Source organism: Parabacteroides sp. AF19-14 (genome assembly GCF_003635485.1).
In the GTDB taxonomy this organism is placed as follows: domain Bacteria; phylum Bacteroidota; class Bacteroidia; order Bacteroidales; family Tannerellaceae; genus Parabacteroides; species Parabacteroides distasonis.
In genome coordinates this window covers 67,366-79,710 of sequence record NZ_QTMJ01000002.1, presented here as the reverse complement: position 1 = coordinate 79,710, position 12,345 = coordinate 67,366, and the positions used below count along the sequence as shown (strand labels likewise).

10 protein-coding genes are annotated in these 12,345 nt (G+C 49.0%); 8 read left to right on the top strand and 2 right to left on the bottom strand.

The window, feature by feature from the left end; all coding sequences use genetic code 11:
* Positions 1-59 precede the first annotated feature (59 nt).
* Together DWX33_RS02175 and DWX33_RS02170 are read right to left on the bottom strand one after the other, a co-directional pair.
* Positions 60-1,034, bottom strand: a complete 975-nt coding sequence (locus DWX33_RS02175) for a GNAT family N-acetyltransferase (protein ID WP_005866962.1) — start codon at positions 1,032-1,034, stop codon at positions 60-62.
* A 12-nt stretch (positions 1,035-1,046) separates the two neighbouring features.
* Positions 1,047-1,871 (bottom strand): 1-acyl-sn-glycerol-3-phosphate acyltransferase, encoded by an 825-nt coding sequence (locus DWX33_RS02170; RefSeq protein ID WP_122378443.1) that lies wholly within the window; start codon positions 1,869-1,871, stop codon positions 1,047-1,049.
* A 476-nt stretch (positions 1,872-2,347) separates the two neighbouring features.
* Between DWX33_RS02170 and rsmH the strand changes: the two genes are divergently transcribed.
* Genes rsmH through murG form a run of 8 tightly spaced genes read left to right on the top strand, consistent with a single transcriptional unit; the run spans position 2,348 to position 12,344 of the window.
* A complete protein-coding gene (rsmH, locus tag DWX33_RS02165) occupies positions 2,348-3,265 on the top strand; it encodes a 16S rRNA (cytosine(1402)-N(4))-methyltransferase RsmH (RefSeq protein WP_009276481.1) in 918 nt (305 codons plus the stop codon).
* 12 nt (positions 3,266-3,277) lie between these two features.
* The gene (locus DWX33_RS02160; protein WP_005861360.1) at positions 3,278-3,631 is read left to right on the top strand and encodes an FtsL-like putative cell division protein; all 354 of its coding nucleotides are present in this window, start codon (positions 3,278-3,280) and stop codon (positions 3,629-3,631) included.
* 18 nt (positions 3,632-3,649) lie between these two features.
* Positions 3,650-5,845 (top strand): penicillin-binding protein, encoded by a 2,196-nt coding sequence (locus DWX33_RS02155; RefSeq protein ID WP_122379834.1) that lies wholly within the window; start codon positions 3,650-3,652, stop codon positions 5,843-5,845.
* Between the two features lie 2 nt (positions 5,846-5,847).
* Positions 5,848-7,308, top strand: a complete 1,461-nt coding sequence (locus DWX33_RS02150) for a UDP-N-acetylmuramoyl-L-alanyl-D-glutamate--2,6-diaminopimelate ligase (protein ID WP_122379756.1) — start codon at positions 5,848-5,850, stop codon at positions 7,306-7,308.
* 13 nt (positions 7,309-7,321) lie between these two features.
* Entirely contained in the window at positions 7,322-8,581 is a 1,260-nt protein-coding gene (gene mraY / locus DWX33_RS02145) for a phospho-N-acetylmuramoyl-pentapeptide-transferase (RefSeq protein ID WP_005861367.1), read from the top strand.
* Positions 8,582-8,584: 3 nt separating this feature from the next.
* Positions 8,585-9,922 carry a UDP-N-acetylmuramoyl-L-alanine--D-glutamate ligase gene (murD, locus tag DWX33_RS02140; protein WP_122379755.1) on the top strand — a complete coding sequence of 446 codons (1,338 nt, stop codon included), beginning with the start codon at positions 8,585-8,587 and terminating at the stop codon, positions 9,920-9,922.
* 11 nt (positions 9,923-9,933) lie between these two features.
* On the top strand, positions 9,934-11,241 hold the full coding sequence (locus DWX33_RS02135) for an FtsW/RodA/SpoVE family cell cycle protein (RefSeq protein ID WP_005866970.1): 1,308 nt from the start codon (positions 9,934-9,936) through the stop codon (positions 11,239-11,241).
* Positions 11,238-12,344, top strand: coding sequence for an undecaprenyldiphospho-muramoylpentapeptide beta-N-acetylglucosaminyltransferase (gene murG / locus DWX33_RS02130; protein ID WP_005866971.1), 1,107 nt, complete (start codon positions 11,238-11,240; stop codon positions 12,342-12,344). The genes DWX33_RS02135 and murG overlap by 4 nt, the downstream gene beginning before the upstream one ends.
* Position 12,345 lies beyond the last annotated feature (1 nt).

Genomic DNA, 12,345 nt, shown 5'->3' with positions numbered 1-12,345 from the left:
CGGTTAGGCTGAACCTTTTTATATCTTGTTACGCTGTCGCGCTAGCCATATCTACGGCTTTATTCCCCGATGAAATTCTTTCGTATCAACTCGGCGGACTTGTACTCCTCTTCCAGATACGTCTCAATATGCCGTTTCTTCTTATCCTCTAATATCTCGTTAATAGCGATTAGGATACCCGTTTCTTCCACCTCTCCAAACTCATGGTTGATCGCTGTGCCGAATACACGCATCTTAGGCGACAAGCTCATGTAAGCATTTACCAAAGGAGGCACGTTGATGCCGAATTTACGAACCTCTTGGTTCAGTACCTTGTAGTTATCCTTGAAATTATCGTGAGGGAAAAGAGATCTCATCTTCTCTACATCCATATTAGTCTCCAAAGGATATACCGGAGTGATCAGTTGGTCTGCGTCCGGGAAATGCAATCCGAGGAAGTATAAGATCATATTACGGGCCTCTTGGTTGTACGTATTGTACATAGTCACCTTCCCGAAATAATACCTCAAGCTCGGATCAACCACGGATAAAGCCCCCAATCCATCCCACAGGTTATCCAACACGAATAAGCCTTTCGCCCCGGAACGGGTGGATTGATACTCCAGAGCCACGAACGAGCGTCCCAACTCTACCGTATAAGGAAGGATCTCCTTGATAAATTTCTCTGAGAAATTAAACAAGTGCGAGGTCGCCAAGATCGGTTTACCATTCTCGTCGAACTTAACGTCCGAACCGCAAAGGAAACGGTATCCCCCCAAGATCTGCTCATCTTCCGGGCTCCAGACAATCAGCTGGCGGTAAGCGTCTTCCATCGTGTCATACTCATCGATATCCACCGGGAATCCCGTGCCACCCCCGTAATAACGGAAAGCGACCTCCCGCAGACGCCCTATCTCTTGCATGACATTGGGTGAGTCGTGCGCCGTGACGATATAAATCTCATTCTTCGATTTATTGGTACTTCTCAACCTCTTCTCTTTGGTCAATTCAGCCTTCAGTAGTGCCCTGTCTATGGGATTGATAATGTCTTGCATATGTTTCGTCTGTTAATCCTTGAGTTTGTAAACCTTGTTTTTTATCCACTCAGCCCATTCGGCGGGTTTCTTGCTATTGTCGAATGTCTGCCAAGGGATAGGCTTCCCGAAATAAATCCGGAAGGTCTTATGTTTGCTCCGGAACATCTCGTCCGGTAAATAAATCATCTCATAATTCATCTTTATACCCAACGCCTTGCGTATCCGGGCAAGGTTGTAGAAGAAATTGGAATTCTTTCCGTCGAAATAGACCGGTACGATATCCCGTTTGTATTGCACCGCCTTCTGGATGAACGATTTCTTCCACTCCAAGTCTTGTATCTTGCCACCAATCTTGCGAGAGCATAATCCGGCGGGGAAAGTGATGATCTGGTCGTCCGAGGCAAAAGCCTCCTCCAGCATCCGTGCGTTGTCCTTTCCTTGCGCGCCGTGTTTGTTGATCGGTACAAAGATAGATTTTAGATTGGAGAGATAAAGTAATAAATCATTGACCGGATACTTGATGCGGCCTTCGAACCGGGAACCGATAACGGCGGAGAGACAGATGCCGTCCAACCCTCCGAGCGGATGGTTGGAGGCGAAGATATAGCGCCCTTCGGTCGGGATGTTTTCCGCATGTACCAGATCGAGGGTAAGGTCAAAATAGCCGATAAGCTCACGCATGAAATCTACCCCTTCCTTATCGTGGTAACGGGTTAATATATCATTCAGTTCCTCTTGATGAACCGTGCGAATCAAGTAGTCCACGATAAACCCTGGGATCTTGCGTGACGCCTTGGGCGCCTTTTGTGCCAATACTTGCTTGATATCTATCTTTGTCACACCTTGTTTTGCCATCTATATAAGCTTGTCAAGGGGCAAAGATAAAGTTAATAATTAAAACGAGAGAGGTTTGAGTGAAGTTTTTGCTTTTTCGCCAGCTATCTTGGCCTTTTCCCCTTGATCTTTTAGCCGCTACCATTAGGGAGGTTAGTCCCCGGGAGCTTGACTATCGGTTATCTAACGGCTGTTGGACGATCATGCACCAACTGTTAGAAGATCATCTACCAACTGTTGCATGATCGTCCAACGGCCGTTAGAAGATGAAGGTGAAAGGAAGAATTGGTTAACGGATACCGGTGAAAAGCGTAAGAGATAAGGACGAAAAGACGAAGGGTTAACGACCTGTTGATAACTTTTTCCTACTTTTCTTATATAAATGTTGGCGGGTAATTTTGGAAATGTGTACTTTTACCCACCGATAAGGCATGTGCGTGCGTATCAAAGGAGTACGGCGCTTGATTTTAAGAGGAAGTTTAACGTAAGAACGACGAATGGAAGAAAAAGATAGTTGCTATCATGTACCGGTAATGCTGCGGGAAAGTCTGGAGGGATTGGATATCCGTCCCGACGGGATTTACGTGGATGTTACGTTTGGCGGTGGAGGACATTCCCGCGAGATCTTGAAACGGTTGGGTAGCGAGGGCGAACTTTACGGCTTTGACCAAGATGCGGACGCGGAGCATAATATCCCGGCAGATCCACGATTCACTTTCGTGCGCAGTAATTTCCGTTATTTGTATAATTTTATGCGTTACTATGGAGAAAGCGGGGAGGTAGACGGTCTGTTGGCGGATTTAGGTGTCTCTTCCCATCATTTCGACGATAAGGATCGCGGTTTCTCTTTCCGTTTCGACGGGGCGTTGGATATGCGGATGAATACGCGTGCGGGGCAGACCGCCGCCGATATCGTGAATAATTATACGGCGGAGGCGTTGGCCGATGTGTTTTATCTATATGGCGAGCTGAAGGTGTCACGGAAATTAGCCTCTGTGCTGGTGAAAGCCCGTGAGACAAAGAAGATAGAGACGATCGGGGACTTCTTGGAGGTGATCAAGCCGTTTACGGGAAAGGACAAGGAGAAGAAATTCTTGGCGCAAGTCTTTCAAGCGCTTCGTATCGAGGTGAACGATGAGATGAGGGCGCTGAAAGAGATGCTGCGGAGTACCTTGCGGGTGTTGAGGCCGGGAGGACGCTTGGTGGTTATCACGTATCACTCCTTGGAAGATCGTCTGGTAAAGAACTTTTTGAAGACCGGAAACTTCGAGGGGAAGTGCGAGCAGGATTTCTTCGGGAACGTACGATCGCCTTTCCGCTTGGTCAATAATAAGGTGATCGTCCCGACCGACGAGGAGGTGGAGCGGAATCCCCGTTCCCGGAGCGCCAAGTTGAGAATCGCTGAGAAGGTATAAGGAGAAATAGATATGGAAGAAAACGGACAACATAAGAAAACGAGGAAGAAGGAGAAACGTCTTTCGTTCTGGTATATACTCGGCGGCGGTGTGCTAAAAGAGGATTTTATCTTGAGGCATACGCGCATGATCGTGTTACTTGTCGTGTTGGCGTTTTTCTTTATCGGTAACCGGTATACTTGTATGCAAAAGTTGCGTGAGATCGACCGGTTGCAACAGCAATTGAGGGATGTGCGTTTCGAGGCGTTGTCGATCTCATCCGAGTTGACCGGCAATAGCCGCCAATCGCAAATCGAGTTGCTGATCGAGGAGCAAGGTATTGATCTGGAGGGTGCGAAAACCCCTCCTTATGAGTTATATAAGTGAGATAAGGTGTAAATGGGTATGTCTGAAGAAAACGAACCGAAAGAAATAGAGCCTAAAGGTAGCCGGATTTTATTCTGTTACTTCGTAGTCGTGCTGTTGCTGGGGCTTGTGGCCGTAGGAATCCTGTTCCGTGCCTTTGATACGGCCTTCGTGGAGAGGGATAAATGGATGAAGGTGGCCGAGAGCCAGAAACGACCGAACCGTTTGGTGTTGCCCGGACGTGGCAATATCTATTCGTCGGACGGTAAGTTGATGGCTACCAGCGTGCCTCGTTATTATATGTATATCGACTTTAAGGCGGATGCGTATACTCCGGCTAAGGATGCCAAGTATAATTGGCTGGATACGTTCAAGACGTCCAAGAAGGATGGGGTGGACTCGTTGGCGTTTTATCTTTCCCGTAAATTGAAGGATCGTACGCCGGCGGGCTATAAGGCTTATCTGTTGAAAGGGCTGAGCGGTAAGAGTCGCCAGTTCCCGATTTACGCGGGGAAGGTCTCGTATTCGGACTTGAAGGAGATCCGTAAGTTCCCGTTCCTTCGTCTGGGACGTTATAAGAGCGGTTTTTATACGAAGGAGATGGTGCAGCGCCAGAAACCTTTCGGGACCTTGGCGTCTCGTACGATCGGTGATATCTACGGAGAGATCGAGGAGGGTGGAACTACGAAGGGGAAGAATGGATTGGAGTTGCAATACGATTCGCTCCTGCGGGGGCAGGCCGGGTTGAGTTCCGTTCGCCGTGTCGGTGGAGGCTGGACGAACGTGATTGAGGTGGACCCGGTGGATGGCATGGATATTCGCACCACGATCGATATCAATATACAGGATATAACCGAGAAATCGCTGGTCGATAAATTAAAGGCGATCGATGCCGAGTCTGGTACGGCTGTCGTGATGGAGGTCGAGACCGGAGAGATCAAGGCGATCACGAATATGGGGCGTATCCGTGAGGGCGTATATGGCGAGACGAAGAATCATGCCGTGGCGGACGAGATCGAGCCGGGCTCTACTTTCAAGGTGGCCTCTATCATGGTGGCCTTGGAGGATGGTTTATGCAATCCGGGAGATACGGTCGATGTAGGCAATGGTATATATATGTATAAGGGGGCCCGCATGACGGACCATAATATGAATAAAGGCGGATACGGTCGGATCTCGGTGGAGCAGGCGATTTGGTATTCCTCTAATATCGGTGTAGCCAAGACGATTTTGAAAGGTTATTCGGATAACCCGACAAAGTTCGTAGAGGGACTGTACCGTATCGGTATGAACGCGGATCTTCGTTTGGAGATACCGGGGGCGGGACGTGCCAAGATACGTCGTCCGGATGATACGACCCGTTATTGGTCCAAGACCACTTTGCCTTGGATGTCGTTCGGTTACGAGACGCAGGTACCGCCGATCAATACGTTGGCGTTCTTTAACGCGATCGCGAACAACGGGGAAATGGTTCGCCCGATGTTTACGAAAGAGATCTTACATAACGGCAAGACCGTGCAGAGTTTTTCCACGGAGGTGATCAACTCTTCGATCTGCTCGGATCATACGCTGGCGTTGATAAAAGATATGTTGCTGGGAGTCGTGGAGAAAGGGACCGGTAAGGCGGTTCATTCGGATATTGTCCGGATCGCCGGAAAGACCGGTACGGCGCAGATCGCTACGGGCGGTGTCTACCGTACGAGCGGGCACCAAGTCTCTTTCTGTGGCTATTTCCCGGCCGATCATCCGAAGTATTCTTGTATCGTGGTGATCCGCCGTCCCCGTATTGGTTATCCTTCGGGCGGTACGATGTCGGGAGGCGTGGTGCGTGCGATCGCCGAGAAGATATACGCTAGCCATATGTCGTTCGATGTCCGGGATATGGAACGGGATTCGATGGCCGTGATGGTACCTCGTGTGAAAGGCGGCGATCTGAGGGCGGTAGAGGACGTATTAGATGAATTGGATATTAACGCGGATACGGACAGTTTGGAGACAAAGTGGGTCGTAGCCTCCGCCGAGCAAGAAGAGAATAAGGTGAAATTAAGCGATCTGACGATTCGTGAGGGATTGGTTCCCCGGGTAGTCGGCATGGGTGCTAAAGATGCGGTTTTCTTGTTGGAGCAAGCCGGTCTGCGTGTCTCTTTGTCGGGTGTCGGACGGGTCGTTTCGCAGAGTATTCAACCCGGACAGCGAGTGTCTAAGGGGCAGACCGTATTATTAACATTGAAATAGGTATGGAACTAAGGGATTTAATCGGTGCGTTGGAAGCTCCTATGTTGATGGGGGCGGATAATGTGGATATCACGAATATTCAATCAGACTCTCGTCGGGTGACGAAAGGGTCTTTGTTTGTCGCTGTGAGAGGTACGGCCGTGGATGGCCATGCCTATATGGACAGCGCCATAGAGAAGGGGGCTGTCGCTATCGTATGCGAGGAGGCTCCGTCCTATTTGGAGGGGAGATGCTCGTTTATCGTGGTGAAGGATTCGGCGGAGGCGTTGGGTCTTTTGGTTTCCCGCTGGTATGGTGATCCTTCCCGGAAATTGGTGTTGGTAGGCGTGACGGGTACGAACGGGAAGACTACGATCGCTACTTTATTATATGAGATGTTCCGGAAGATGGGACATAAGGTGGGATTGCTTTCCACGGTATGTAATTATATAGATGGCGAGGCGGTACCGACGGATCATACGACACCGGACCCGCTTACGCTTCATTCCTTGATGGCCCGGATGGTAGAGGCCGGATGTGAGTATGCTTTTATGGAGGTTAGCTCTCATTCGATCGATCAGCGGCGCATCAGCGGTTTGTCTTTCGACGGGGGGATTTTCACGAACCTGACCCGCGATCATTTGGATTACCATAAGACCGTGGAGAATTACTTGAAAGCGAAGAAGAAATTCTTCGATGACCTGCCTGCCGGGACTTTCGCCTTGACGAATGCCGATGATAAATCCGGCTTGGTGATGTTGCAGAATACGAAGGCGAAGAAGCTGACCTATTCCTTGCGTACCTTGGCCGATTTCAAGGGAAAGATATTGGAATCTCATTTCGAGGGTACCGACTTGATCATTAACGGTCGAGAGGTTATGGTGCATTTCGTGGGACGTTTCAACGCTTATAACTTGCTGGCCGTGTATGGTGCCGCGGTTTCTTTAGGGAAAGATCCCGAGGAGGTGTTGATCGTGCTGAGCACGCTTCGCTCCGTATCCGGTCGCTTCGAGACGATCCAGTCTCCGCTCGGTTATACGGCGATCGTGGATTACGCTCACACACCGGATGCCTTGACGAATGTACTGAATGGCATTCATGAGGTATTGGATGGGAAAGGACGTATCATTACCGTGGTAGGTGCCGGGGGAAACCGGGACAAGGGGAAACGCCCGCTGATGGCGAAAGAGGCTGCCAAGCTGAGCGATCAGGTAATTCTGACTTCCGATAACCCGCGCTTTGAGGAACCGGATGATATTATTAACGATATGGTAGCCGGATTGACGAAAATGGATATGGAACGTACCTTATGTATCACGGACCGTACGCAAGCGATCAAGACCGCTACGATGTTGGCGAAGAAAGGGGATGTGATCCTTGTTGCCGGAAAAGGCCACGAAGACTATCAGGAGATCAAGGGGGTGAAACATCACTTTGACGACCGTGAGAAGTTACGCGAGATTTTTTCGACACAACAATCATAATATTTAAGACGACATGCTTTATTATCTTTTTAATTATTTGGATCAGTTGGATTTCCCGGGAGCGGGTATGTTTAAGTACGTATCTTTCCGCTCGGGATTGGCCTTGATCTTGTCCTTGTTCATCTCTACGGCGATCGGTCGGCGTATCATCGATAAGTTGCAAATGTTGCAGATCGGCGAGACGGTGAGAAATCTTGGGCTGGAGGGCCAGATGAGCAAGAAGGGAACGCCGACGATGGGAGGTATTATCATTATTATCGCTATATTGATCCCGACTTTACTGTGTGCCAAGCTGAATAATATCTATGTGATATTGATGTTGGTGACTACGGTTTGGCTGGGAGCCTTGGGATTCGCGGATGATTATATCAAGGTGTTCAAGAAGAATAAGGAGGGCATGCACGGACGTTTCAAGATCGTCGGGCAGGTAGGACTGGGCCTGATCGTTGGCTTGGTATTGTTCATGAGCCCGGATGTGGTGATCAAGGAGAATATGGAGGTGCGCCATGATAACGTGATCGAGGAGGTGCGTTATCATACGGTGGAGACCAAGTCGACAAAGACGACCATCCCGTTCTTGAAAAACAATAATTTCGATTACGCCAACTTGGTGAACTGGGCGGGCGATTATAAGGAGGAGGCCGCGTGGCTGGTGTTCGTGCTGATGGTGATCTTTGTGGTGACTGCCGTGTCGAACGGAGCCAATATGACGGATGGATTGGACGGCTTGGCTGCCGGGACATCGGCGATCATCGGGGTGGCGCTCGGTATTTTGGCTTATATGTCATCCCACTTTGAGTTCGCCTCGTTCTTGAATATCATGTTTATACCCGGCGCAGAGGAGTTGGTGGTTTATGCCGCTGCCTTTATCGGTGCCACGGTCGGTTTCCTATGGTACAACTCATATCCGGCCCAAGTATTTATGGGAGACACGGGTAGCTTGACCTTGGGAGGTATTATCGCTGTTTTCGCGATCATCATCCGTAAGGAGTTGTTGATTCCGATCCTTTGCGGTATTTTCTTGGTGGAGAATATATCGGTCATGTTGCAAGTGGCCTACTTTAAATATACGAAGAAGAAGTATGGGGAAGGTCGCCGTATCTTCAAGATGGCTCCTTTACACCATCATTTCCAGAAGCCGGGAAACGCGGGTATACAGGCGTTGATCCAAAAGCCGTTCAATGTCGTGCCTGAATCGAAGATCGTGGTCCGTTTCTGGTTGATCGGTATTATTTTGGCTGTTATGACGATAGTTACGTTAAAGATGAGATAAAAGATGAGTAAGAGAATGGTTATATTAGGGGCCGGGGAGAGTGGCGCGGGAGCCGCTGTCTTGGCGAAGGCGAAAGGATTCGACGTGTTCGTGTCCGATAAATCGTCTATCAAACCTAAGTATAAGGAGATGCTGGACAACCACGGGATTCGTTGGGAAGAGGGACAGCATACCGAAGCCGACATCTTGAGTGCCGACGAAATTGTCAAGAGCCCGGGTATTCCCGACAAGGCTCCTATCATACAGTTATTGAAGAAGCAAGGTACGCCGATCATTTCCGAGATCGAGTTTGCCGGAAGGTATACGGACTCGAAGATGATTTGCATCACGGGTAGCAACGGCAAGACGACAACGACGATGCTTACGTATCATATACTGAAAGAAGCGGGCGTGGACGTGGGCTTGGCCGGAAATGTCGGAAACAGCTTGGCGCTTCAGGTTGCGGAAGATCCACATGCGGTCTACGTGATCGAGTTGAGCAGTTTCCAACTGGATAATATGTACGACTTTAGAGCGGATATCGCTATTATATTGAATATAACACCGGATCATCTGGACCGTTATAACTATGAGATGCAGAATTATGTAGACGCTAAGTTCCGCATCTTGCAAAATCAGACGAAGGACGACGCCTTCATTTTCTGGAACGATGACCCGATCATAGCCCGTGAGATCGCCAAACGGCATCCTGAGGCTACTCTTTACCCATTCGCCGAGACACATGAGAACGGCGTGAAGGGATATACGGAAAATAATCAAGTAGTTATTGAAACGGTAAACGGAACATTTACGATGGAACAAGACCTATTGGCATTGACTGGTACGCATAACCTGTATAACTCTTTGGCTTCGGGGATAGCGTCCAAGATCGTGGACATTCATGATGAGAAAATACGTGCCTCACTCAGTGATTTCACGGGTGTTGAGCACCGTTTGGAAAAGGTGCTTCGCGTGCGTGGTGTTGATTATATCAATGACTCGAAAGCTACGAACGTAAACTCTTGTTGGTATGCCTTGCAGAGCATGACGACCCCGGTCGTTTTGATCTTAGGGGGCACGGATAAAGGGAATGATTACTCGGAGATCGAGGAATTAGTGAATAAGAAGGTACATTCATTGATTTTCATGGGTGTGGATAATACGAAACTGCATGCGTTCTTCGACGGGAAAGTGGCGAATATTGAAGACGCCCGCTCGATGGAGGAGGCTGTGGCGAAAGCTTATAAGATGGCTCATAAGGGAGATACGGTATTGCTCTCTCCTTGTTGCGCCAGCTTCGACCTGTTCAAGAGCTATGAGGATCGGGGCGATCAGTTCAAGGCTTGCGTACGTAATTTGTAATAAAGGATAAAATGGATCTGGCGAGTAAACTGTTTAAGGGCGACCGGGTGATATGGATCATCTTCATGTTCCTGTGTCTTATATCGGTGGTGGAGGTGTTCAGCGCGACCAGTACGATCGCTTATAAGAACGCGAATCACTGGGCGCCTATCGTACGGCACGCCACCTTTTTATTGGGGGGTTTCGTCATGGTATTGCTGTTACATAATATACCGTGTCGTTTCTTCTCTGCGTTTATTATATTATTGCCGGTCTCGATGTTGATGTTGATCGTGACGCCCTTTATCGGCGTGGACGCTAATGATGCGCATCGATGGCTGGAAATCATGGGAATACAGTTCCAGCCTTCGGAGTTCGGGAAGCTGGCTTGTGTCGTGTTTGTCGCTTTCTTGCTCAGCAAGCGGGGGAAATTAACGGAGAACCAGATCTTTAAGTATATACTGATTGGAGTAGGACTCACCTGTGTCTTGATTCTGCCAGAGAACTTCTCTACGGCGTTTATGCTATTCGGGGTTTGTTTCCTGATGATGTTTATCGGTCAGTTGCCATTTGGTAAGTTGGCGAAGCTGGCGGGCATCTTGATGTTGGCGTTGGTGTTGTTCTTGGTGTTGCTTAAGTTTACGCCAGCCGCTATTACTCAGTATTTGCCGGATCGATTCGTTACTTGGCAGGGGCGTTTGGAGCGTTTCTTCGACGGGCATAAGGATAATTTGGATGAGAGTGGTACGTATAAGATAACCGATGATAATTATCAGGTAACCCATGCGAAGATAGCTATTGCCAGGGGAGGCGTATTAGGACAGATGCCCGGACATGGCCAACAGCGTGACTTCCTGCCACAGGCGTATTCAGATTTTATCTATGCGATTATCATAGAGGAACTGGGTATCGTTGGGGGGATCTTTGTACTGTTGCTTTATATAATGCTGCTAGTGCGGGTCGGGATGATCGCCCGGAAATGTGATAAATCATTCCCGAAATTCCTAGTGTTGGGATGTGGGTTGCTGGTGGTAGTCCAAGCCTTGGCGAATATGGCGGTAGCCGTGAATTTAGTGCCCGTTACCGGGCAACCGATGCCGTTGGTGAGCCGGGGTGGTACGTCTACGCTTATATCTTGTATCTATTTCGGGATCATATTGAGCGTAAGTCGTTTTGGAGCCAATATCGGAAATGAGGATGAGGAAGAGGAGGATACGGAGAATCCAGAGAATCCTTCCGACGAGCCATCCGGAGAGACAATAAATCAGGCGGTCGAGGGAGAGAAAGAAGATAATCCGCTGTCGGCTGTCGAAACGATAACTGTAGAGTCAAAAGTATGAGAAAGTACCGGATCATAATAAGTGGTGGTGGTACGGGAGGCCATATCTTCCCGGCCATATCTATCGCTAATACTTTCAAGAAACGTTTTCCGGATGCGGAAATCTTATTTGTGGGGGCGGAAGACCGCATGGAAATGGATAAGGTTCCGGCAGCTGGTTATAAAATTGTAGGTTTACCAGTGAGTGGGTTTGATCGTGCCCACTTGATGAACAACGTGAAGGTCATGGCTCGTTTAGCGAAAAGCTTGCGCTTGGCGAGGAAGACGATTCGTGAGTTCAAGCCAGATATAGCGGTCGGCGTGGGCGGTTATGCCAGTGGACCGACTTTATGGATGGCGGCTTCGCAAGGTGTTCCTGCGTTGATACAGGAGCAAAACTCATATGCCGGTGTGACCAATAAGTTGTTGGCGAAGAAAGCGAGCAAGATTTGTGTCGCTTACGAGGGCATGGAGAAGTTCTTTCCGGCGGATAAGATCGTGATTACGGGAAATCCGGTGCGACAGGATTTGGAAGAGGCGCTGAGTAAGAAAGAGGAGGCGTTGGCGTTCTTCGGGCTTTCTCCGGAGAAAAAAACGATCCTTGTGGTAGGTGGTAGCCTTGGCGCACGGACGATTAACCGGAGTATTCAAGGGGATCTGGATAAGTTCTTCGCCTCGGATGTACAGGTTATTTGGCAAACCGGTAGGTATTATTACAGCGACGCTTCCAAGCATTTGAAGGCGTACCGGGGAATGCCGGTTTGGTGCTCAGACTTTATTACCCGTATGGATTATGCTTATTCAGCGGCCGATTTGGTGATATCCCGTGCGGGGGCTAGTTCTATCTCGGAGCTTTGCTTATTAGGAAAACCGGTGGTCTTGGTGCCTTCGCCGAATGTGGCGGAAGATCATCAGACCAAGAATGCCTTGGCCTTGGTCCATAAGGATGCCGCCGTTATGATCGCCGATAAAGACGCGGAAAAGGATTTGGTGCCTACTGCCTTGAAGATAGTTCATGACGATGAACGTTTGCATACGTTGAGCCGTAATATCGAGACCTTGGCGCAACGCCATAGTGCGGACCGTATCGTGGATGAGATTGTTAAGATTATAGATAAGAAATAAG